General features: G+C 62.7%; 19 protein-coding genes and 1 pseudogene. 17 read left to right on the top strand and 3 right to left on the bottom strand.

All coding sequences use genetic code 11. The features are described 5' to 3' along the window. The first annotated feature begins 197 nt into the window (after nt 1-197). The 3 genes from DMB80_RS20240 to DMB80_RS20230 all read left to right on the top strand — a co-directional run bounded on the left by DMB80_RS20240 (nt 198) and on the right by DMB80_RS20230 (nt 1,815). Nucleotides 198-890: a hypothetical protein gene (locus tag DMB80_RS20240; protein ID WP_162938640.1), complete on the top strand. Its 693-nt coding sequence runs from the start codon at nt 198-200 to the stop codon at nt 888-890. 301 nt (nt 891-1,191) lie between these two features. Further along, nucleotides 1,192-1,545 (top strand): cytochrome c oxidase subunit 3, encoded by a 354-nt coding sequence (locus DMB80_RS28690; RefSeq protein ID WP_240431295.1) that lies wholly within the window; start codon nt 1,192-1,194, stop codon nt 1,543-1,545. Nucleotides 1,546-1,665: 120 nt separating this feature from the next. Next, entirely contained in the window at nt 1,666-1,815 is a 150-nt protein-coding gene (locus DMB80_RS20230) for a cytochrome C oxidase subunit IV family protein (protein ID WP_240431294.1), read from the top strand. A gap of 59 nt (nt 1,816-1,874) precedes the next feature. Here the strand turns inward: DMB80_RS20230 and DMB80_RS20225 are convergent, their stop codons facing one another. Next, the gene (locus DMB80_RS20225) at nt 1,875-2,390 is read right to left on the bottom strand and encodes a MarR family winged helix-turn-helix transcriptional regulator (RefSeq protein WP_111511506.1); all 516 of its coding nucleotides are present in this window, start codon (nt 2,388-2,390) and stop codon (nt 1,875-1,877) included. 228 nt (nt 2,391-2,618) lie between these two features. Between DMB80_RS20225 and DMB80_RS20220 the strand changes: the two genes are divergently transcribed. Next, nucleotides 2,619-3,680, top strand: coding sequence for an NAD(P)H-dependent amine dehydrogenase family protein (locus DMB80_RS20220; protein WP_162938639.1), 1,062 nt, complete (start codon nt 2,619-2,621; stop codon nt 3,678-3,680). A gap of 364 nt (nt 3,681-4,044) precedes the next feature. Here DMB80_RS20220 and DMB80_RS20215 read toward each other — a convergent pair whose 3' ends face one another. Further along, nucleotides 4,045-4,233: a ferredoxin gene (locus DMB80_RS20215; protein ID WP_111511504.1), complete on the bottom strand. Its 189-nt coding sequence runs from the start codon at nt 4,231-4,233 to the stop codon at nt 4,045-4,047. 519 nt (nt 4,234-4,752) lie between these two features. Between DMB80_RS20215 and DMB80_RS20210 the strand changes: the two genes are divergently transcribed. The 5 genes from DMB80_RS20210 (at nt 4,753) to DMB80_RS20190 (ending at nt 11,084) form a co-directional block, all read left to right on the top strand. Next, nucleotides 4,753-6,441, top strand: a complete 1,689-nt coding sequence (locus tag DMB80_RS20210; protein WP_111511503.1) for an FAD-dependent oxidoreductase — start codon at nt 4,753-4,755, stop codon at nt 6,439-6,441. 83 nt (nt 6,442-6,524) lie between these two features. Continuing rightward, complete coding sequence (locus DMB80_RS20205) at nt 6,525-7,406, top strand: amidohydrolase family protein (protein WP_162938638.1); 882 nt, start codon at nt 6,525-6,527, stop codon at nt 7,404-7,406. Nucleotides 7,407-7,673: 267 nt separating this feature from the next. Beyond that, entirely contained in the window at nt 7,674-8,429 is a 756-nt protein-coding gene (locus DMB80_RS20200; protein WP_162938637.1) for a hypothetical protein, read from the top strand. Nucleotides 8,430-8,538: 109 nt separating this feature from the next. Further along, a complete protein-coding gene (locus tag DMB80_RS20195; RefSeq protein ID WP_111511500.1) occupies nt 8,539-9,990 on the top strand; it encodes an aldehyde dehydrogenase in 1,452 nt (483 codons plus the stop codon). Between the two features lie 329 nt (nt 9,991-10,319). Beyond that, the gene (locus tag DMB80_RS20190; RefSeq protein WP_111511499.1) at nt 10,320-11,084 is read left to right on the top strand and encodes a crotonase/enoyl-CoA hydratase family protein; all 765 of its coding nucleotides are present in this window, start codon (nt 10,320-10,322) and stop codon (nt 11,082-11,084) included. A gap of 6 nt (nt 11,085-11,090) precedes the next feature. Here the strand turns inward: DMB80_RS20190 and DMB80_RS20185 are convergent, their stop codons facing one another. Continuing rightward, nucleotides 11,091-11,780 carry a TetR/AcrR family transcriptional regulator gene (locus DMB80_RS20185; RefSeq protein ID WP_162938636.1) on the bottom strand — a complete coding sequence of 230 codons (690 nt, stop codon included), beginning with the start codon at nt 11,778-11,780 and terminating at the stop codon, nt 11,091-11,093. A 262-nt stretch (nt 11,781-12,042) separates the two neighbouring features. Here DMB80_RS20185 and DMB80_RS20180 point away from each other — a divergent pair, with 262 nt between their 5' ends. The 8 genes and pseudogenes from DMB80_RS20180 (at nt 12,043) to DMB80_RS20150 (ending at nt 22,055) form a co-directional block, all read left to right on the top strand. Continuing rightward, nucleotides 12,043-13,194, top strand: coding sequence for an acyl-CoA dehydrogenase family protein (locus tag DMB80_RS20180; RefSeq protein ID WP_111511497.1), 1,152 nt, complete (start codon nt 12,043-12,045; stop codon nt 13,192-13,194). A gap of 172 nt (nt 13,195-13,366) precedes the next feature. Further along, complete coding sequence (locus DMB80_RS20175) at nt 13,367-15,289, top strand: flavin-containing monooxygenase (protein ID WP_162938635.1); 1,923 nt, start codon at nt 13,367-13,369, stop codon at nt 15,287-15,289. A 4-nt stretch (nt 15,290-15,293) separates the two neighbouring features. Continuing rightward, complete coding sequence (locus DMB80_RS20170; RefSeq protein ID WP_111511495.1) at nt 15,294-16,760, top strand: aldehyde dehydrogenase; 1,467 nt, start codon at nt 15,294-15,296, stop codon at nt 16,758-16,760. 33 nt (nt 16,761-16,793) lie between these two features. Then, nucleotides 16,794-18,137, top strand: coding sequence for a cytochrome P450 (locus DMB80_RS20165; protein WP_162938634.1), 1,344 nt, complete (start codon nt 16,794-16,796; stop codon nt 18,135-18,137). Then, complete coding sequence (locus tag DMB80_RS20160) at nt 18,134-19,249, top strand: CaiB/BaiF CoA transferase family protein (protein ID WP_111511493.1); 1,116 nt, start codon at nt 18,134-18,136, stop codon at nt 19,247-19,249. The genes DMB80_RS20165 and DMB80_RS20160 overlap by 4 nt, the downstream gene beginning before the upstream one ends. After that, a pseudogene (locus DMB80_RS28685) lies at nt 19,192-19,473 on the top strand (FAS1-like dehydratase domain-containing protein); the annotation flags it as partial. The gene DMB80_RS20160 and the pseudogene DMB80_RS28685, both read left to right, overlap by 58 nt. A gap of 492 nt (nt 19,474-19,965) precedes the next feature. Continuing rightward, nucleotides 19,966-20,382 (top strand): hotdog family protein, encoded by a 417-nt coding sequence (locus DMB80_RS28680; RefSeq protein ID WP_240431299.1) that lies wholly within the window; start codon nt 19,966-19,968, stop codon nt 20,380-20,382. Between the two features lie 53 nt (nt 20,383-20,435). Continuing rightward, nucleotides 20,436-22,055, top strand: a complete 1,620-nt coding sequence (locus DMB80_RS20150) for an AMP-binding protein (protein ID WP_162938631.1) — start codon at nt 20,436-20,438, stop codon at nt 22,053-22,055. The last annotated feature ends 35 nt before the right edge of the window (nt 22,056-22,090 follow it).

Here is a 22,090-nt window from a genome sequence, read left to right as displayed (position 1 = left end):
GGGTTCTGCGTCCCATCATCCTTGACCATTCAGTTCAAGTATGAACGGTTCAATTTCGAATAAAGCGCCCAATGGCACGGCGACATGGTCGATTCGAGACGCCCTGGGTTCCACGGGTTGGTGTCTCATTGCAATTGGTGCTCAACAAATCAGCTCGGGAGACGCACTTGATGTCGCTTCGGACGCAGAAGATCCTCATGTGGTGGTTCATCGCCTTGGGCGTCCTCTATGGTCTGGCGTTCATCTTCCTGTTTCGGATGTTCCCGCCGCCATCAGCGGAGTGGTCAGCGGGTCAGATTGCGCGGTTCTACCAAGAGCACAGCCTCGGTGCACGTGTAGGCGCCATGATCGGGGTGTGGACCGGGGGCTGGTTCCTTCCGCTAGGAGTCGTCCTAGGTGCCCAGATGTACCGGCGCGAGCGTCTCGACGACGGAGCGCCCCTGTGGACATGGCTCACGCTGAGCGCGGGCGGACTGATGACGGTGGTCATTATGCTGCCCACGCTGTTCTGGGGCGTCGCCGCGTATGCGCCCTACCGTGACCCTGACGTGACCGCGGTCCTGCACGAAATGGGAATCCTCACGTTCATCACGGGCACGCAGTACTACATCTTCGTTTGGGTGGCGATAGCCGTGATGTCGTTGCTGCCAAATAAATTGAACTTCTGGCCTTTCCCGCGGTGGTACGGCTACTTCACGATCCTGACGTCGCTGGCACTTGAAGCGGGTGCGCTCCCCTTCCTCTCGCGAGAAGGAATTCTGGCCTGGAACGGCCTCCTGCCGTGGTGGATACCGATCAGCAACTTTTTCGTGTGGGGGACCCGTCACCTGCTTCCTGTTGCTGAGAGCCATCAACGCGCAGATTGCCGAACAGGCCTCCATAGACCGTGATGGAACATCGGGTAAAGCCGCGCCATCAACCGGTGAAACACAGCCACGGCATGACACCCATGCATGTTTTGCGGGCTCCCGTGGAAGCTGGCGGGGTTGCGCGTCACGTGCCGGGGGAACCCGGACTGTGGGTGTTGCTTCTTGGCGACATGACCCTGTTCGCTGCCTTGTTCGCGTTCTATCTGCGCCGGCGTGGGGAGAGCCCCGAACTCTTCGCCGAATCGCAGGGAACCCTGCATTCCACATCGGTGTGATCAACACCTTTGTCTTGCTATCCAGTTCGATCTGCGTGGTGTGAGCAGTGCACGCAGTCCGCGACCCGTTGAGGCGCCATCTGAGCGGCACGTTGACCATCGCGGCGGCGGCGATCGGTGCGTGCTTCGTGGTGCTCAAAGCGTATGAATACCACGATCTGGTCACCCGCGGCATCAGTCTCGGCACCAGCGCGTTCTACAAGTGGTATTTCGCAATAACCGGATTGCACCTCAGCCATGTCGCCGTGGGGTTGCTGGTTCTGACGGTTCTCAGTCGGGTGGTCAGAAATGTCAACACGACGCCGACCCGAGCGGCCCTTCTCGAGGGCGGCGCCTGCTTCTGGCACGTCGTCGACCTGCTGTGGATCGTCATCTTTCCACTCATCTGCCTGGTGCGGTGACCGTGAAAACTCTTCTCGTCGGTCGACCTTCCGGGGTGTGGTTGCTGCTGGTCGTGCTCACCTTGTCGTCGTGGCTTCTCGGCCGGGCAGGGAATGGGTGCCGACCACACTTCTGCTGCCATGACGATCATCGTTGTCGCGATCTTCAAGGTCCGATTGGTGGGGTTGTACTTCATGGAACTGCGCTACGCGCCTACGCTGTTGCGTGGCATCTTCGAGTGTTACTGCGTCGTACTCACACTTCTGCTCGGTGTGTTGTATCTGGCGTAACTCAGCGCGTGGGATGCGCCAGATCCGTGCGCGACAAGGTATCGGCACAACTCATACGCTCAGTCGGAGGACTGGCCGCGGACTCTGGAAAGCACTTCGGCGACTTCGCTAGCGGTCTCCTCGTCGAGACCCTCGAGCCCGAATCGAATCGGGCTCAGCGCTCTGGTCGCTCGTTGGAACAATCGACGCCCTGCCGGGGTGATCGTGATGACGACCGAGCGGCGATCCGTCTTGCTGCCGCTCCGCTTTACAAGACGGCGCTCTTCGAGCCAATCGAGGATGAAGGTCAGGGACGGAGGCAGGAGGAAGCTTTCGTTCTTCAAATCCCGCACAGCAAGTCGACCTCCCTCTGCGCGGTCGAGTAGTCCAAGGATCTCGTAGCGTGGCATCGACAGGTCGTCGATGTCCTTCAGAACCGATGACACGCGGCGCATGACGATCTTGTGTGCCCGGATTACCGCCGCGCTGGCCAGCATCCACGGCAACTCGGGATGGTCTTTGAACATGTCGGTGACCCTGGCGAGGCGGGCAGTACCAGACGCCTGATCGCCGGCGGGCTCCGCGTCCGGCACCATTACACCCTCCCTGGCAACTTGACTCGCAGGCAACCATACATCGCCTTACCAGCGTGTTCGACGCGCCCGCGACGGCTTTGCACGCAGCATCTCGCAAGTTTCGGGCGCCGCGACGGGGATGACGACTTCCGCGCCGGATCAGCATAAATAGTTCAAGAATGTATAAATAGCTGCTGAACTACCTATACCGTTGGCAAGAGTGGCAGGTGGCTGCGTCAGGAGGTTTCTGTGGCGGTTCGAGTGGTGCAGTGGGCGACAGGTGACGTCGGCCGATTCTGTCTGCAGCAGGTAATCGACGACTCAGATCTGGAGCTGGTCGGAGTATGGGTGTCGAGTCCCGAGAAGGACGGGCGGGACGCCGGCGAGTTGTGTGATCGACCAGTAACCGGAGTCACTGCGACCATGTCGAAGGACGCAATTCTGGCTCTGGACGCCGATGTGGTCCTGCATACGTCCGCACCGTTCGGTCGATTCGACGACGACGTCGCCAACCTGCTGGCGTCCGGCAAGAACGTCGTGTCGACGGTCGCGTACTTCTCCCCGCGGATCGACGGCCCGTCGGTCGTAGACCCGCTCGAGGCTGCCTGCACTGCAGGCAATGCGACGTTGTTCGGTACAGGATTGGACCCGGGCTTCGTGGCGGACCGCGCGGCGGCGCTGATGACGGGTTCGGTAACTCAGATCCGCCGGATCGACATGGTGGAGACACTCGACGTGTCTACGTACCCCGCGACGCAGTTGTTGAGGGACATCGGTTTCGGCAAGCCGCCGTCGGAACTACAGTTCGACAACGAGTACATCCAACACTTCGTCACGCGGATGTTCCCTGCCGCGATTGGCAAGCTCGCCGACCAACTCGGACTCGAACTCGACGAGGTGCGGCCGACCGGAATGCCGGAACTCGCTTTGGCCTCGCGCGACTTGGACATCGCGATCGGCCATCTCCCCAAAGGTTCCATCACCGGTGCCTCACACGAATTCGGCGGATACTGCAACGGCGAGCTACTCCTCACCCACAAGTGGGTCCACTTCGCAGACCGCGAGGGTTCACCGACGCACTGGCCGATGCCACCGGAGCCGAAGCCTGGTGAAGTCATGCCGTATCGCGCGCTCATCGACATCATGGGGCGCCCGAACCTGAGTGTCGACATGCTGTGGACCGATGTCGAGGACACCGTGTTCCTGCCGACCGCGACGATCGCCGTGCAGTCCATTCCCGAAGTGGTCGCTGCGGCCCCGGGTATCTTGCTCGAAACATCATTCGGGGCATGGCGAGCTGGTCGGCGCTGAGCTGTCACCCAAGAATAGATGCACGCTGAGTCAAGTGAATGATGCTGTTCCACAGTCTGTCTGAACAGAGAGACCTGTTCCACAGTCTGTCTGAACAGAGAGACCGAGTTGTCGGACAGTCGCGACTCTTTCGCCGATGAAGTGAAGAATCTTCGGAACGAGAAGCTGCGATGATCAAAGGAGATCAGATGTCAGACGGCGGCGACCGCCCCGCGAAAGTCATTCAATGGGCGAGAGGCTGTCGAGCAATCTCTTCGTGAGTAAGTGCACCCGGGCGCGCGCACCCACACCACTCCGTTTCCTGTTGATTTCGTGATGGCGCATTGCACGAAAACCGGTACCCAGCAAGCGATGCGGCTTCGGACTACTTCTGGGTCAACGCTGCACGGGGACACTCGGCAATGGACTGCTCTGCCAGCTCCTCTTGCCCCTCCGGCACTGGATCGAGCTTTACAACCGCATAGTCATTCTCGTCGAGATCGAAGATGTCTGGCGCAATCCCCAGGCAGACCGCATTACCTTCACATCGGTCCCGGTCGACTTCCACACGCATGATGCACTCCTTGCTTCACCAAAATGCCCGGTCGTGTGAAGTCAATGTACCGCTGCGCACCAATAGTTCAATTCTGTAGGAGTGACGGGCCGCCGGCTGCTATTCACATATAAGGCGCCCGGTCTCGGCCTCGACGGGTTGGACGAGGCGCCCGCCAGTGAGGTCGCTCGGTGCCCGGGCAGTGTTTCGACTTCAGTCGTCGTAGGCGGCTGGCTTCGGACATCGCTCGAGTCCTCTCACGCGTCGGCATTCTCTCCGTGCGACGGAGGGTTCGGTCCGAGGCCTCGCAGGCGCAGCCCACCAGAAAGCGAAGAGTGATTCGCAGCCAAGCGCGATACGCGGGTGACGTCACAAAGACACAAGTGGGTGAGTGCTGCCAAGCCACGGTCCTGCGGGCCACTCCCCGGGGTAGTTGCGAATTTCAATGCGCAAAATAGGCTACCGTGTGACACAGCGCACGGCATTGCGAACGCGTGTCGTGCACCACATGGTACGGATCGCGGTTCAAGGAGCTACGTCATGACACATGTTGTCACCCAAAGCTGTTGCAATGATGCGAGTTGTGTACCCGCCTGCCCGGTGAACTGCATCCACCCGACGCCTGATGAGCCGGGCTACGCCACCACTGAGATGCTCTACATCGATCCCGAGGCATGCGTCGACTGCGGGCAGTGCGTGCTGGCCTGCCCGGTCGACGCCATCCGGCCTGACAATGATCTGAGTGACGCCGACGGCCACTGGTTGGATCTCAATGCCGAATACTTCGCCGATCCCGGCCACCGCCCATACACGTCGCGACCCACGGCTCTGCAGGTGCCGCGGGTGGAGGTGTCGGACCGACGGCTCCGTGTCGCGATAATCGGCTCGGGACCTTCCGGCTGCTATGCCGCGGAGCAGTTGCTCGCCTGCCGCGACGTCGACGCGGAAGTCCATGTCTTCGAACGCCTTCCCACGCCGTGGGGTCTTGTTCGGTTCGGTGTTGCGCCAGACCATCAGCGGACCAAGCAGGTCGCCAAACTCTTCGAACAGGTTGCCGGGAGTGACCGGCTGACATTCCACCTGAACGTCGAGGTGGGCAAACACCTCGAACACGACGATCTGCTCGCCCACTTCCATGCCGTGATCTATGCGGTGGGCGCGCCCGGTGATGTCGGGCTCGGGGTACCGGGGGACGACCTGCCGGGCAGCCACTCCGCAGCCGAGTTTGTCGCCTGGTACAACGGCCATCCGGACTTCGCTGACCGGACGTTCGACCTGTCGGGTGAGCGCGCCGTTGTCGTCGGCAACGGGAATGTGAGCCTCGACGTCGCACGTGTGCTCGCCTCCGACATCGACGACCTCCGTGCGACCGACATCGCCGACCACGCCTTGGATGCGCTCGCAGACAGCAACATCCGGGAGGTGATCGTGCTGGGAAGGCGTGGGCCACAGCAGGCTGCCTTCTCGATCGCCGAGTTGATCGGATTGCGAGCGGCCAGTGGCTTCGACGTAGTGGTGCGAAATCATGGATCGGATTGCTCGTTCGGCGCTCCCCGCGGTGTCCCGTCCGGTGGTGCTTCGGCGACGGCGAGGATCAAGGCGGCACTCATCGCCGGTCTGCCAAGCCATGTGGCCGGAAGTCACGGTAAGTCGATCGAACTGCGGTTCTTCGGTTCGCCGGTCGAGATCGTGGGAGGCGATCGTGTCACGGCCGTACGGATCACGCGAAACGAACTGAACGCGGACGGGCGTTCTGTCGTGCCCACGACCGATGTCGAAGACGTCGCATGCGGGCTCGTGCTTCGCTCGATCGGCTATCGGGGAAAGCCCCTGCCTGGTGTTCCGTTCGATGAAGTGAAGGGCACTGTTCGCCATGACGGTGGACGTGTCATCGACGCGTCGGGGGAACCCATACCGGGCGTCTACGCGACGGGGTGGATCAAGCGTGGACCGTCGGGCGTCATCGGCACCAATCGCAAGTGCGCAAGGGAGACCGTGCAGGCGCTGCTGGACGACCACGCGGCGAGACGCCTCAGTCGCGATGTCGTCGGGACAGCCGGCTTGATGACCGTGCTCGCTGCTCGCCAACCAGACCTCTTGACGTATTCGGACTGGCGCGCGATCGACCGGCATGAACGTGAGCTCGTGGGGACCGGCACACGGCCGCGGGTCAAACTGACGAGCGTGGAGCAGATGGTGGCCGCCGCCAGGAGCTTGACCGCCCGATGAGCGCCGTCGCCTCCCTTGACGGCGACGAATCTGCTGACTTAACTATGAGAACCAGTATTCGCAAATCGACCGATAGGCCAACGATGTCCACGAAGCTTAGAATCGTCGACCCCCATGTGCACCTGTGGGAGTTGAAGACCGGTTGGTACCCGCTGCTGGACCCCCAGACCGACACCAGCGGGCAGGATCACGGGGTGGGTCCGTTCGGAAAGTTGCAAGGGTCGGACTTCTTGCTTCCCGACTACTTCGGCCACGCGAGCGGCTATGACGTCGCGAAGATCGTGCACGTGACCGCCGCCCAGGCGCCCCCCACGTGGCCTGACGAGACGCGATATCTGGAGGAACTGGGGGCGGAGCAGGGCTACCCGCACGGCATCATCGGCTGGACGGACTTCGATCGACCAGTCGCCGAAGTCGATGCGGAGTTGGCTGCGCACTCGGAATTCTCGCGGTTCCGCGGGTTGCGCCACCAGACTGTCGTGGACTACACGAGCGACCACGTCCTCGAGTGCCTCGGTGTGATGGACAGGCGGGGCTTGATCTATGACACCGTCGCACACGAGGACAGCCTGCCCGATGCGGCGAAGGCGGCCAGGAGCTTCCCGAACATGTCGTTCGTCCTCGAACACACGGGCTGGCCAAGCTCGGGTGACAAGGGCGTCTTCGAGCAATGGCGCACAGGGATGAGGGAATTCGCTGCATCGCCGAACACGGCGGTGAAGATCAGCGGCATGGGTATTCCGCTGCGCGGATATGATCTCGAGCAGCTGCGGCCATGGGTCGAGACGGCGATCGAGACATTCGGCGTCGAGCGTTGCATGTTCGCCTCCAACTTCCCCGTCGACTGGCTCTTCACGGAGTACTCGACGTTGTTCGAGATCTATGAATCTCTGGTGTCCTCGTTCACCGAGGATGAGCGGCGAGCGATGTTCGCCGACAACGCAGAACGGTGGTACCGAATCTAGGTCCTCCCGTGCATGGCTCTGTACACACAACGCAGATTGACGTGCGTTGTGTGGTGGAAACGTGCAGAGCCCGGGTCGCTGCCACGGCCCTGCCGGACTGTTGACAGTGACGGCGCAACATGATCGAATGCGAACGCATATACGCGTTGTGGCGCAACTCACTCCTCTGATCGTCGTGTGTTCACCCCTTTGGAAAGGACGAATCCGTTGACCCCCGAGCATCCGCCGTATACCGAAATGCCATGGGACCAACTGGTTTTCACTGTCATGCAGATCGCCATTCTGGCGCTCATCATGCTGTTCCTGGCGCGTGACTGCCTGCGGCAGCGCAACTGGATGCCGTTGGTCATGCTCGCCGGTGGCGCGATAGCCCTGCTGTCGGAGCCAGTCGTCGACATCGCCGGCCTCATCTGGTACCCGCCGGAGGGCGCGTGGGCCATCATGCACGTCGACGGTCGCGCAGTTCCGTGGCTGTGCTTGTTCGGCTACATCTGGTTGTATCCCGGTCTCGGGGCGATCGTCTACATCATGATTCGCAACGGCGCAGGGCGAGCCGACATCTGGAAATTCTGGGTTGGACTGATGGTCTTCCTCATGGTCGGCGTCGAGTTCTACGGCTCAGGTACCGGCGTCTACCACTACTACGGTGACCAGCCGCTGAAGGTGTTCGACTACTCGATGTACTGGGGTTTCATCAATGCGAGCTCCACGGTGCTCACCGGCGTGCTGGCCTGGGCGTTGCGAGAACACCTGACGGGCTGGCGGACGCTGCTCTCGGTCGCGATTGCTCCGCTGGCTGTCGGTGCCAGCTTCTTTGGCGGGGGTTCGCCCACCTTCGTCGTGTTGAACAGCGGACCGCACGCCTGGTACGTCACGCAAGGCGCCGGCCTGTTGACCTGTGCCATCTGCAGTATCGGTGTGTGGATGGCTCTGCGTGCCGTGCCCGCGCAGAGAACGGCTGCCTCCGCCAAGGACTTCCTGAGCTCGGCGCCGGTGTCCCGGCGCATTCCCGTCGGTCGTTGACAACGATGTCGTCAGGCGGTCGGCACCCTGAACTCGGCTGATAGGGGCCCGGTGTCGCTGAATCGGGCGACTCCACGCAGTCCAGCGCAATGATGAAAGGTCTTGTCTCGTGAAGAAGTACGATCATCTGTACATCGGTGGCGAGTGGGTCGCCCCCTCTTCGGCGGATGTCATCGAGGTGGTGTCGCCCAGTACCGAGGAGGTAATCGGTAGCGTTCCGTCGGCTGACGGCACCGACGTCGACCGAGCGGTGGCCGCGGCGCGAGAAGCCTTTGACAACGGCCCCTGGCCGAGGATGACACCTGTCGAGCGGGCCGAGGTGCTGGCCGCGGTCTCGCGAAAGATCCTCGAGCGTGCCGATGACTTTGCGCAAACCCTCGCCAGCGAGGCGGGACTACCCGTCAGTATCTGGGCGCGGCCGGAGCAGGCCACGACGTTCATCGACTACTTCGTCAAGCTCGCATCGACCTTTCCTTTCGAAGAGGTTCGCGAGGGCATCACCGTGGGTTCGGTCCTCGTTCGTTGGGAGCCAGTAGGTGTCGTCGCCGCTGTCCTACCGTGGAATTCGCCGATAGCCATCGGCTTCATGAAGTTGGCGCCCGCGCTGATCGCGGGGTGTACGGTGGTGTACAAACCCGCACCCGAGACGCCGCTGTACTCGTGCATTCTCGCCGAAGTTTTCGACGAGGTGGGCTTGCCGCCAGGTGTTTTCAATCTGCTACCCGCAGAGAGGCAGTACAGCGAGGCACTGGTTGCGCATCCGGGTGTCGACAAGGTCAGCTTCACCGGCAGCACTGCGACCGGTAGGCGCGTTGCCGAGCTGTGCGCGTCCAGCTTCAAGAAGTACAGCCTCGAGCTCGGCGGGAAGTCGGCCGCCATCGTCCTCGACGACGTCGATCTCGGCTCGGTGCTGCCCATCCTCGCGATGACGACCATGCTCAACAACGGCGAGGCCTGTGTTCTGCAGAGTCGGGTGCTCGTATCGCGCGACCGCTACACCGAGGTTTCCGAGGCGTTGGCCGGAGCCATCTCGCACTTCAAGCTGGGCGACCCGATGGAACTGGACACATTCGTGGGCCCCATGATCACGCCACGTCAGCAGACGAAGGTGATGGACTACGTGTCCGGTGCCATCGACGACGGTGCCAAGCCCATTCTGGGCGGTCCGGAAAAGCCAGCAGGATTCGACAGGGGCTACTACGTGGCACCTACCGTGCTGACAGGGGTCAACAACAAGATGCGCGTCGCGCGTGAGGAGATCTTCGGGCCTGTGGTGTCGATGATCCCCTACGACGACGAGGCCGACGCCGTCGCGATCGCGAACGATACCAGTTACGGGTTGTCGGGCACGGTGTGGACTTCGGACATCCACCACGGTCTCCAGGTGGCGAGGAAGGTCCAGACCGGCAACTTCGGGGTCAACATCTTCGGCATAGACCCGACATCGCCGTTCGGCGGCTACAAGGAGTCCGGCGTCGGCCGGGAGTGCGGTCCCGAGGGTTTGCGCGAATTCATGCAAGCGAAGTCGATCAACCTGCCTGAAGGCGCTCTGCCGCAGTAGGTTCGACGTCAACAGGCGGGCACCGACGCGCGGAGCCGCCCGTGCGGCGGCCGACTCTCGGTTGAAGGTGTTGTCACTCAAGGATTCTGGTGACAACACAGGAGCAACGGCAGTTCGGTTTGATGGTCCACTCGAAACGTTGCGAGTGCATCGGTGCGGCCTACTCGATGGATGGCGCGACAACGACCAGCGAGACGCGAACGTCACGCGAAGATCCATTGACGGTGTCGACCCGTACCCATTAATCTGCTGATCGGCCGATTAAAGGCGTGGCGCTCGGTCACGATTCTGCCCCGGCAGTCAGACGGCAATCCGAAGAAAGGTTTTCCATGAGCGAGCTTGTCAAGACCGAGGTCGCGGACGGAGTGATGGTCATCGCCATCAACCGGCCCGAGGTACGCAACGCGGTCGACCTGTCGACCACCGAGGCGATGGCCGCTGCGTTCGACGAACTCGATGCTCGCGACGATGTGACCGTCGGAATCCTGACCGGATCCGGCGGCTTCTTCTGTGCAGGGATGGATCTCAAGGCCTTCGCCCGCGGCGAGCGCCCGGTGATCAAGGGACGCGGCTTCGGAGGCCTGACCGAGGCGCCCCCGCAGAAGCCCCTCATCGCTGCCGTCGAGGGCGTTGCGCTCGGAGGCGGCTTCGAACTCGCGCTCGCCTGCGACCTGATCGTCGCCGCGTCGGACTCCAAGTTCGGCCTGCCGGAGGTCAAGCGAGGACTGATCGCAGCAGGCGGAGGAGTGTTACGCCTACCGAGGCGGTTGCCCTACCACCGCGCGATGGAGTTGATCCTCACCGGTGCCGCGTTCGACGCTGCGCAGGCGCAGACGTGGGGTTTGGTCAGCAGGGTGTCGGCGCCCGGATCGGCACTGACCCAAGCGCGTGAGCTCGCGGGCGAGATCGCCGCCAACGGCCCTTTGGCCATCCGCGCCAGCAAGTACCTGGTGACACAGTCGGATGAGTGGACATTGAAGGAGTCGTTCCCGAACCAGCGTGACATCGTCGGACAGCTGATGTCGTCCGACGATGCGAAGGAAGGGGCGAAAGCCTTCGCGGAGAAGCGCGCTCCCGTCTGGACCGGGCGCTGATCCGACCTAGTCCGCGAACGGCCTGAGCAGCGTCCCTGCGACCAACCGTTTGCAGCCTTCTGTCGCGATCCGGTGGGCTTCGGCGTTCAGTTCGCCGCTGAGGCCCGCCAGGCCGACGGTGATGGCCGCCAGTGCGCCTCTCAAGAGCTTGGCATCATGAGCGACGACTTCGCCGTCAGCAATAGCCCGGTCGATGATGTCCGCCGTCAGATCGGCGAATGGTCTTTCGAACGAGATCGACGCCAATTCCTGGTGTCGTTGGCTTTCCTCGCGCACGACGTAGAGGAAGACCGCCATCGAGCTGTCCTCCGACAGAATGTCGTGGGTGACATCGAGAAGGGCGTCGACGCTCGCGACAAGACCGCGCCGACCTTCCAGAGCGGCTCGAATTCGGTTGTAGCTCTCCGCCTCCGTAGCCTCGAACACCGCACGCATCAAATCGCTCTTCCGGCCGAAGTGATGGTAGATCGACGCTGTGGTCAGGCCGGTTCGCTCGGCGATGAGCTTGTTGGTGGTAGCCGCGTATCCGTAAGCAGCGAAACATTCCCTCGCAGCGGTGAGAATTTCGCGCCTCGTTTGGTCGGCGGACGTATTGGCTGGCCGTCCCAACGGCCTACGTGTCCTCGGCGCGCCGGCCGGCGTCCGTCTGATGAGAGGTGATTTCGACTTGTCCGGACGCGGTGACGTCTCGGTCACGATCGACTCCCCACTGCTCGTTGTCCGTCGCCGCATCGGTCAGGGCGGGCGCACCACATCGCGACATTCTAGCCACGACGCACCTGGCGACGGGGTGGCGATAGCAGTGGGGGCTTGTAATCGGTCGGTTGGCAAGTTAGTTTGTGAGCAGTCGGTGCACCCGATGCTGCGGGCAGTGGGCAGGGTTGTCGAAACCGATTCGAATGCGAGTCCCTTCATCTGTCGGGGCCCGCCAGCCAAGTACAAAGAAGGTTGGGTAGCCGTGCAACGCGGGATATACGACGAGGCACACGAGGACTTCCGCGACATGGCGCGGCGGTTCATCGCCAAGGAAGTGGTTCCGCACTTCCACGAGTGGGAACGGGCTGGTGCGCCTCCGAAGGAGTTCTACAGTCGCGCAGGGGAACTCGGAATTCTCGGTGTGCAGATCCCGGAAGAGTTCGGCGGCGGGGGACAGTCAAGCTTCAAGTTCAACGCGGTACTCACCGAAGAGTCGTTCCGCGCGTGCGTCGGTCTGGGCTCCATGCGCGTGCACATGGACATCGTGCTCCCCTACGTTCTTCACTTCGCGTCAGACGCACAGAAGCGCCGCTGGCTCCCAGGAATGGCTTCGGGAGAATTGATGACCGCGATCGCGATGACTGAGCCGGGCACGGGCTCGGACTTGGCGGGAATCAACACTCACGCTCGCCGCGAGGGCGACACCTTCGTGATCGACGGTTCGAAGACGTTCATCACCGGTGGCCGCAACGCCGGCCTGGTTTTCGTAGTGGCGCGGACGGCGCCGGCTGACGAGTCCAATCGGCGTACCGGTCTCTCCATCATCGCCGTCGAGACCGGCACCCCAGGTTTTTCCGTGGGCCGCACCCTCGAAAAGCTGGGTGCCAAAGCACAGGACACGACCGAGCTGACCTTCGACAACGTGGTGGTACCCGCGGACAACCTGCTGGGCGAAGAAGGCGCAGGCTTCGGATATCTGGCCCACAATCTCGCGCAGGAACGGCTTGCCATCGGCATCGGAGCGCAGGCCTCGGCGCGAGCGGCCTTGGCGGTGACTCTCGAGTACGTCACCGGCCGAAACGTTTTCGGAAAGCCGGTATCGAGTTTTCAGAACTCGAAGTTCGTTCTCGCCGAATGTGCCACCGACATCGAAGCGGGCCAGGCCTTGTGCGACCGAGCGATCGAGGAACTCGACGGCGGGCGACTCACCCCGGTTGACGCAGCGAAGGTCAAACTGTTCTGCACCGAAATGCAGAGCCGAGTTGTCGATAAGTGTCTGCAACTGCACGGCGGGTACGGATACATGCTCGAGTACCCCATTTCTCGTCTGTTTGCAGATGCTCGCGTGACTCGAATCTACGGAGGCACGAGCGAGGTGTTGAAAAGCCTTATCAGCAAATCGCTCGACATCTGACACCGGTGTTCTAGGCACACCAGTGGTAGGCGAGATGCCACGCAGCGATGCTGTGCCGGCGGCGGCGCGAAATCGGCACCGCACAAGCCGTTGCGCAGGACAAAGCGCAACTAGTAGGATTGCGAATCAGTAGTCGCATTAATAGAAGAAAGAGTGAATCGACTTCATGGCGATGAGCACGCGGCCGGCCGCAAACGACGATGTCGACGACGAAGTAGTGATGCAGGCGCTACTCTCCGCGGATCCGATGGCGCTCCGCGGCCTTCTCTATCAGCTGACGGCCGATGAGGAACTCGCATCATTACCGCTGACGGGTATGCCGGGAATGTTCGGTGGGGACATGCCGGCCGTCGTCGACCCCGAGGCGGTGATGGTGTTGCACAGGAAGACGGCCGCGCTCCTCGCGGCGCACCGCGCCGGAACTCTCACGCCCCCGCGGCAGACCCGCGAACACTTGCGCACCGCGATCGCCATGGGACTCGGCGAGGAAGTGCCAGATGACGAGGTCGACTATCTGATCGAGGAACTCGCGCTCGATCCACATGCGCGTGGCCTCAACTGGGATACCCCTCCCGATGCTCAGGATCTCGCTGAGTTCCACGTTGTCGTGATCGGCGCAGGCCTCGCCGGGGTCAACGCGGCGGTCCGTCTCAAGCACGCGGGGGTGCCGTTCACCGTCATCGAGAAGAACTCGGGAGCCGGCGGCACCTGGCATCAGAACACCTACCCCGGCGCCAACGTCGACGTGCCCAGCAGGTTGTACTCCCACACCTTCGGCGTGGACTATCCGTTCACGGAAATGTTCGCCTCACAGCAGGCCAACAAGGACTATGTCGACTGGTGCGTCGATGAGTTCGACGTACGACCGCACGTCCGCTTCGACACCGAAGTGACGTCGGCTCGCTGGGACGACGCGTCGAGTCGATGGACCGTGACCACGAGGTCGGCTGACGGATCGACATCGTCGATGACGGCCAACGTGGTCATTGCCGCTGTGGGATTCCTCGATCGCCCCAAGATTCCCTCGATACCAGGACTGGAGTCCTTCCAGGGTGCGGCGTTCCACACCTCCCAGTGGGACCACGACCAGGATCTGAAAGGCAAGCGAATCGCCCTCGTGGGATCGGGCGCCAGCGCGTGTCAGGTGGCGCCACGGCTTGCTGAGATCGCTTCGCACTTGACGATTTTCCAGCGGACGCCGCCGTGGATGCTCCCGCTCCCGGGCTACGGCGAGGCGCTGACACCCGACCAGGTCTGGTTGAACGAGAACGTACCGTACTACAACAACTGGACTCGGCTCCGTATCGGGCGGGCAGTTGCGGATCGCGTCTTCCGCCCCGTCATCTACGTGGACCCGGACTGGGACGACCCTTCGTCGATCTCGGCGGCCAACAAGGCGATGCGTGAGCAGCTGACGGCATACATCCAGATGCAGGTCGGTGATGATCCTGAACTGTTCGCCAAGACGTTGCCCGACTACCCGCCGCTGGCCAAGCGGTTCGTCGTCGACAGCGGTTGGTACTCGGCTCTGCGGCGCGACGATGTCGAGCTCGTTGCCCAAGCGGTTGAGCGCATCGAGCCGAACGGTCTGGTGTCGTCATCGGGGGAGTTCCGCGAGGCCGACGTCATCGTCTTCGCCACGGGCTTCCGTTCAACGGAGTACCTGTGGCCGATGGAGATCGTCGGACGCGACGGGCTGACGATCAACGAGCGATGGAGCAAAGACGGGGCGAGGGCCTACAACGGCATCACCGTTCCCGGCTTCCCCAATCTCTTCATCCTGTACGGCCCGAACACGAATTCGTTCGCCAGCGGCCCTGTGGTGTGGGGCGAGCTCGAAACGCGCTATGCACTCGAGTGGATCAAATTGATGCTCGAGCGCGGCATCCGCGCCGCGGAGGTGACCGAAGAGGCATACGACGAGTTCAACGCGCGTCTCGACGAACGTCTGAGCACATCAGTCTGGATGAACAGCGATCAGCGGAGCTACTACGTCAACGAATTCGATCGCGTTGCAACCAACGGGGTCTGGAGCACCGAGGAGTTCTGGCACTTCGTCCGTCGCCCGAACACCGACGACTACCGGATCGACTGAGGGCATGCTCGAGTTCAGGGAGTTGTACATCGGCGGCAAGTGGGAGCAGCCGCACGAAGCCGGCCTCCGCGACGTGATCTCGCCCTTCAGCGAAGCCGCCATCGGCCGCACCCCATCGGTGTCCGTCCGTGACATCGATCGGGCTGTTGCGGCCGCTCGTGCGGCCTTCGACAGCGGCGAGTGGCCGACTGCGGGCATCGAAGCGCGGGCCAAATGCGTACGTGCACTTCGTGATGGTCTGGCGCGACGGTCGGCTGCGGTGACCGACATCATCGCCATGGAGGCCGGGCTGCCAGTCAAGATGTGGGCCCGCGTCGACATCGCGTTGTCCATCATCGACTACTACCTCGGCCTTGCCCGGGGCCTGGCGGAGACCGAGCTGCGGCACGGGCCCACTGGTGATGTGCTGGTGCAGAAGTCGCCGGTTGGTGTAACTGCGGCGATCGTTCCGTGGAATGCGCCACTCAACATCGCCGTGATCAAGATCGTCCCGGCGCTACTCGCCGGATGCACGGTGATACTCAAGGCTGACCCGCACACACCGCTGCACGCCTTCGCTTTGGCTGAGGTCATCGACGAGGCCGGCTTCCCGCCGGGAGTCATCAACGTCGTCCCGGCTGGACGTGCCGAAAGCGCGGAGCTCGTCGAACACCTCGGTGTGGACCATGTCAGCTTCACCGGCAGCAGCGCCACCGGACGCATCGTGGGCAGAGTCTGCGGTCAGCAGCTCAAGCGCTGCACCCTCGAACTCGGCGGAAAATCGGCGGCGATCGTCCTCGACGACGTTCAGCTCGAGAAGCAGCTGCCTCGACTGGTCGGCGCGACGTTTATGAACAACGGCGAGGCCTGCGTTCTGCAGAGCCGTGTTCTTGCGCCGCGCAGCCGTTACGCGGAGATCGCCGAGGCGCTTGCGGCAGGCGCCTCGACACTGGTGGTGGGCGATCCCAACGATCCAAACACCGACGTCGGTCCCCTCATCACAGCCGCTCACCGAGAGCGTGTCGAGGCGCTGGTGGACCGCGCAGTGGATTCGGGTGCCAAGGTCGTGACGGGAGCGGCACGCCCGAAAACCCTCACACACGGCTGGTTTTACGAACCGACGGTTCTCGCCGATGTCGTCAACGGCGACGAAATCGCGCAGGAGGAGGTCTTCGGACCCGTGGTCGTCGTCGTCCCCTACGACGACGATGATCACGCCGTCGAACTCGCCAACGACTCGCCCTACGGGCTATCGGGGACCGTGTGGACATCGGACCACGACCGCGGTCTCGACATCGCAAGGCGCGTGGACACGGGCAACTACGGAATCAACACCTTCGGCATGGACCCGAGCGCGCCATTCGGGGGCATGAAGCAGTCAGGGCTCGGCAGTGAACTCGGCCCGGAGGGTTTGCACGAGTTCCTGAAGTCGAAATCGATTCACCTGCCGCGCAATTGGCGTGGAGCGACACCCGGCCAAGGGAGCAAATAACACATGGACGCCTCTGACATCGATCTGCTCGATGTGGATCGCTTCGCGCAGGGTACGCCTGACGAGTGGTTCACGTGGCTTCGACACAACGCGCCGGTCTACCGCCACCCCGAACCGAAAGGGCCCGGCTTCTGGGTGTTGTCCAAACACGAGGACATCTCCGCAGCGAGTCGGAACAACACGCTGTTCAGCGCGGACATCGACAACGGCGGAATCGTCGGCCTGACGGAGATCGCCCGTGCTCCAATCAAACTCACCACGAAGACCGGCAAGAATCTCGCGTTGATGGACCCGCCCGAGCACACTCCGCACCGGGCGGCGCTGGAGAAGGCGTTCCGACCCAGGAGCATTGCGGCACTGGAAGATCAAGTTCGCGGCGTCGTGAACCGCGTTCTCGACGAGGCGCTGGACAAGGGTGAGGTCGACTTCATCGACGAGGTGGCCGGTCAGATCACGTTGCGTGTTCTCGCGGAAATGCTCGGCGCGGAGGAAAAGGACTGGCCGCGCCTCTACGATCTCGCCAACATGGCGGTGGGAGCGGACGATCCGGAGTTCGTCGAACCCCTTCTTCGCGACCTGCAGAAGCCGAGTCAAGTGCTGCGCGAGGTAGTCCGCGCTATGCGCGAGTTCGGGCTGGACGGGTTGAAGGTGCTGCCCTTGCTACGCCAGGCGACGGCGAGTCAGCGTAGGAACTTCCTCGCGCTGTACAAGGGTCGTGGCGAACTCCAACGCTACGCGCAGAACCTCGCGACGATGCGCCGCCAGTATCCGGGCGGGGACGACGACATCGTGACCAAGTTAGTCCAGGCTGACCTGGACGGTGAGCCGATGTCCGATATCAACGTGGTGCTCTACCTGGAACTGTTCCTCACGGCGGGTCACGAAACTTCGCGTACTGCAATGGCGCACGGGATCAACCAGCTTTTGGACAATCCCGCCGCCTACGCCGAGCTTCGAGATGATCCCTCGCTGGTGCCCGGTGCCATTGAGGAGACGCTGCGGTGGTCGACGCCGGTCCAGTATTTCCGCCGGGCGGTGATGGAGGACACCGAGATACGCGGACAACGCATCCGCCGCGGTGACACCGTGGCGCTGTGGTACCTGTCCGGCAACCGTGACGAGGACGTGTTCGAAAACCCCTTCACGTTCGACATTCACCGTAAGCCCAACAGGCATCTGTCGTTCGGCGGTGGCGGCGTTCACTTCTGCCTGGGCAGCAAGCTGGCCCGGTTGGAGATCCAGGTGCTCCTCGAGGAGTTGACGAAGCGAGTTCCTGAGATGACTCGGCTCGGTCCTGCTGTACCGCTTCGGTCGAACCAGATCCACGGGCTCAAACATCTGCCCGTCCGACTTTCGGAAAGGAAGTCTGCTCAATGAGTTACGACCTGCTTCGTGGACTGCGTGTGGTCGAGTTGACGATGTTCTCGACTGACACCGTGGGCGGGCACCTCGCCGACATGGGTGCCGACGTGGTGAAGATCGAGGAACCTCCCTACGGCACTCCCACCCGCCACGCGGGGTCGCTGCACTATCGATGGAACCGAGGGAAACGCAGTGCCATGCTCAGTCTCAAAGAGGAGGGTGGCACCGCTCGCCTCCTCGAGTTGGTCCGTGACGCCGACGTGTTCATCTACGGGCTGCGCGCGGGCGCGGCGCAGCGTTTCGGGGTGGACTACGACTCGGTCCGGGCCGCTAACAGCAGCATCGTGTACTGCGCGGTCAGCGGTTTCGGGCAGGAAGGGCTGTACCGGGACCTCGCGTCCCACGGTTGGGCCTTCGATGCATTGGCTGGATTGGCTGTGCCGGATATCGACGACGAAGGCCTTCCCCGCACGCCGGACAGCCATACCCTGGTAGGCATCGAGGCGGCTGGGATGTTCGGAGCCATGGCTATCCTGGCGGCGCTGCGCAAGGCTGAGCGCACCGGAGAGAGCCAACGGCTCGACGTCGCGGGCGTAGACAGCGCGTTGACGTTCCGCGCGACGGATCTCGACATGCGGGCAAATGACATGGGAAACACGGACATGTCGGGCTACGTCCGTTACCAGTACTATCCGACCAAGGATGACGAGTTCGTCATGTTCATGGCCCTCGAGGACAAGTTCTGGAAGAACTTCTGCGAAGCGGCCCAGCGGGAGGATCTGTTCGAAGCCGGTCTGAAGATCGACTCGCCGAAGGCTCCCGACGCAGACAAGAATAAGCTCAGGCATCAGCTTGCCGACCTGTTCCGCACTCGAACGAGGGCGGAGTGGATCGAACTCTTCATCGCGCACAACATCGCGGGCGCGCCCGCCTATCGGGGACTCGATGTTCTCGAGGACCCGCACATCGCAGCGCGCGGCCTGACGTATGACCAAGAGCAACCCGATGGTCGAACGATGCACTTGTTCGGGACGCCGATCAAGGTCAACGACGAGAAGTTTCAGCCCGGATGCCCACCTGGGCCCGGCGAACACACCGACGAGATCCTGCAGGGAGCGAAGAAGTGACCACTGTCGAAAAACTGTCCGAAGAGGCCATCAACGAGCGGCTCGCGTCCTTTGTCGGCAGGACCGATCTCGGCCCCGCCATTCAGGCGCGTGAGCCGATCAGCACCACCACGATCAGGTATCTCACGGAGTCTCTCGGGGATAGAAACCCGGTCTACTCCGATCCCGATTTCGCGGCCAAGAGCGTGCACGGCGGGATCGTTGCTCCGCCAACCTCGTTGCAGGTTTTCTCACTGCCGGGCCTGTTCCCGGCGCCGGGACGGCATCTGGTCGGTCCTGACGGTGTCGAACGATTCGTGTTGGCGCCCGGTGGGATCAAGGTGCCCGGTGAAAATCCGCAGCGGGTCATGATGGACGACCTGCACGATCTGCTGGAGGCGGCTGGGTACACATCGCCGGCCGTCACGAACGGGTGGTACGAGTACAAGCGTTACCTCCGGCCGGGCGATCACCTTTCGTTCTCGGCCCCCAGCGTCGACGAGTTCTTTGGACCAAAGAAGACTGCACTGGGCACGGGTTACTTCATCACGATGAGCCAGGACGTCACCGATCAGCACGGCGAGCTCGTGGCGGTCATGAAACATAGGTTCATCCGCTTCAAGCCGGCCTTTTCCGATTCTGCTCAACCGACTGAGATGCCCACGGCCAATCCGTACAAGCCGACCACCGAAGAATTGGGCGACTACACGATCGCGCCCGCACCGCGCACCGACACCATGCGTTTCGGGGAGGTGACCGTGGGGGAGGAGCTTCCGAAGCTGGTCATCGAACTCACACCGACGCTCATCATCGCCACCGCGATCGCCACGCAGGACTACCAGAACGTCCACCACGATCGCGATGCCGTCCAGCGGCTGGGCCACCCCGACGTGTTCATGAACATTCTGACGTCCACCGGGTTCGCTGGCCGGTTCATCACCGACTGGGCGGGCCCGGAGGCGATCATCAGCGCCGTCAGTGTCCGATTGGGCGTACCGAACTACCCCTACGGCGACTTCGTGATCACCGGCAAGGTCACCGAACGTGAGGAGAACCCGTCGGGTGACGTTGGATGGATCAAGGTCGACGTCACGGGAACCAACTCCATCGGCACTCACCTGACCTGCCAGGTCACGCTCTCGCTTCCGATCTGATTGCCAAGAACCCCCTGAGAAAGGCCAATGAATTGAATTCCCCGGCAACAGAAGTGCAGCGCGTCGCCCTCGACGAGCAACGGACGAAGTCGCTGCCGCAGCTGCTTGCCGAGCAGGCACACGTTCAGCCCGACCGACCCTTCCTCCAAGAGGCCGGTGGCCCCGGCCTGACGTACGCGGAAACACAGGGTCAGGCGCTGCAGTGGGCCGTCGCACTCAGACGTCTCGGCGTGGGTGCGGGTGACCGGATCGCCACCATGATCGACAACTGTATCGACGGCCCGGTGATCTGGGCAGGCGCAGCCCTCGTCGGCGCGGTAGACGTGTCGATCAGCACCGCCTACCGAGGAACTCTGCTCGCGCACGCGCTGAACCTCTCAGAGGCAGGGGTTCTCTACACCGATGCGTCGTCGCTTCACGCGGTGGCGGGGGTTCTGCCCGAGCTCAAGTCGCTGCGCACGCTTATCGTGCGCGGGCCGAAGACGGTCGACACACCCGAGTTGTCGGTCGACGTGCACTGGCAGTCGGATCTGCTCGAACCTGCTGAGGAGCACGAAGGATTCGGACCGTTCCCTGCGCCTCACGACATCGCCTGCGTGGTCTTCACCTCGGGTACCACCGGTCCGTCCAAAGGCGTCTTGGTCCCGTGGGGCGCGTTGGCTACCGGAGCGACCGCGCTGAACACAGTGATGACGTCCGATGACGTGTTCTACCTGACCTCAGCGGCGAATCACCTGATCGCGCGAATCCAGGTGCTGACAGCGGCTCAGGTCGGAGCGTCGGTGGTACTCAAGCGGGCCTTCCGAACCCAGGACTTCTGGGCGGACATCGATCGCTACGGGTGCACGTACTCGACGCTCGTCGGCGCGATGGGGCACTTCCTGCTGAGCCAACCGGAGTCGCCAGACGACGCAGACCATCCGCTGCGCAAGGTCACGATCTCGCCCGTGCATCCGCGGTTCGCGGATCTGATGAAGCGATTTGGCATCACCCATGCCAACACGGCGTTCGGGATGACGGAGTGTCCGTCCCCGATTCGCGTGGACTGGAACGAGATCGAGAACCCCGCGACGTGCGGGCGGGTTCCTCGAGGCTGGCCGGGCTGGCAGGTCAGACTCGTTGACGAGAACGACTACGAGGTCGCGCCCGGCGAGGTCGGCGAACTGATCGTCCGCACCGACGCTCCGTGGTCACTCGCCGCCGGATACCTCGGCATGCCGGAGCAGACGGCGACCGCATGGCGCAATGGTTGGTTCCACACCGGCGACGCATTCAAGCAAGACGAGCACGGACGGTTCTACTTCGTCGACCGGATCAAGGATTCGATTCGTCGTCGCGGCGAGAACGTATCGTCCTTCGAAGTCGAGATGGAGGTGACTGCGCACCCCGAGGTCGCCGAGGCCGCAGCCATCGCGGTGCCGGCCGGTGAAGAGGGCGACGAGATCAAGGTGTTCGTCGTGCCAGTTGCCGGCAAGACGGTTGACCCCGAGGATCTCATCCGGTTCCTGACGCCGAGGATGGCGCGCTACATGATTCCCCGGTACATCGAGTCAATCGACTCGTTGCCGAAGACGCCCACCCAGCGCGTTCAGAAAATGAAGCTCCGTGAGCTCCGCTCCGGTCAGGAGTGGGACCGCGTCGCGGCCGGCATCGAACTGCCCAGTCGTGGCTGAGACCCGCGAATTCCCCGTCAGCGCTCTGAGCTTCG

Origin of the sequence: Mycobacterium kyogaense, assembly GCF_003254575.1 — a bacterium.
GTDB lineage: Bacteria > Actinomycetota > Actinomycetes > Mycobacteriales > Mycobacteriaceae > Mycobacterium > Mycobacterium kyogaense.
The sequence above is the reverse complement of the archived record's forward strand: the minus strand, read 5'-3'. Positions and strand labels throughout refer to the sequence as shown.

Excerpts from the sequence above, each read along its gene's own strand:
- DMB80_RS20240 (WP_162938640.1), top strand. The coding sequence starts at position 198 with ATGTGGTGGTTCATCGCCTTGGGCGTCCTCTATGGTCTGGCGTTCATC.
- DMB80_RS20230 (WP_240431294.1), top strand. The coding sequence starts at position 1,666 with ATGACGATCATCGTTGTCGCGATCTTCAAGGTCCGATTGGTGGGGTTG.
- DMB80_RS20225 (WP_111511506.1), bottom strand. The coding sequence starts at position 2,390 with ATGGTGCCGGACGCGGAGCCCGCCGGCGATCAGGCGTCTGGTACTGCC.
- DMB80_RS20215 (WP_111511504.1), bottom strand. The coding sequence starts at position 4,233 with ATGCGTGTGGAAGTCGACCGGGACCGATGTGAAGGTAATGCGGTCTGC.
- DMB80_RS20210 (WP_111511503.1), top strand. The coding sequence starts at position 4,753 with ATGACACATGTTGTCACCCAAAGCTGTTGCAATGATGCGAGTTGTGTA.
- DMB80_RS20205 (WP_162938638.1), top strand. The coding sequence starts at position 6,525 with ATGTCCACGAAGCTTAGAATCGTCGACCCCCATGTGCACCTGTGGGAG.
- DMB80_RS20200 (WP_162938637.1), top strand. The coding sequence starts at position 7,674 with ATGCAGATCGCCATTCTGGCGCTCATCATGCTGTTCCTGGCGCGTGAC.
- DMB80_RS20190 (WP_111511499.1), top strand. The coding sequence starts at position 10,320 with ATGAGCGAGCTTGTCAAGACCGAGGTCGCGGACGGAGTGATGGTCATC.
- DMB80_RS20175 (WP_162938635.1), top strand. The coding sequence starts at position 13,367 with ATGAGCACGCGGCCGGCCGCAAACGACGATGTCGACGACGAAGTAGTG.
- DMB80_RS20170 (WP_111511495.1), top strand. The coding sequence starts at position 15,294 with ATGCTCGAGTTCAGGGAGTTGTACATCGGCGGCAAGTGGGAGCAGCCG.
- DMB80_RS20160 (WP_111511493.1), top strand. The coding sequence starts at position 18,134 with ATGAGTTACGACCTGCTTCGTGGACTGCGTGTGGTCGAGTTGACGATG.
- DMB80_RS28680 (WP_240431299.1), top strand. The coding sequence starts at position 19,966 with ATGCGTTTCGGGGAGGTGACCGTGGGGGAGGAGCTTCCGAAGCTGGTC.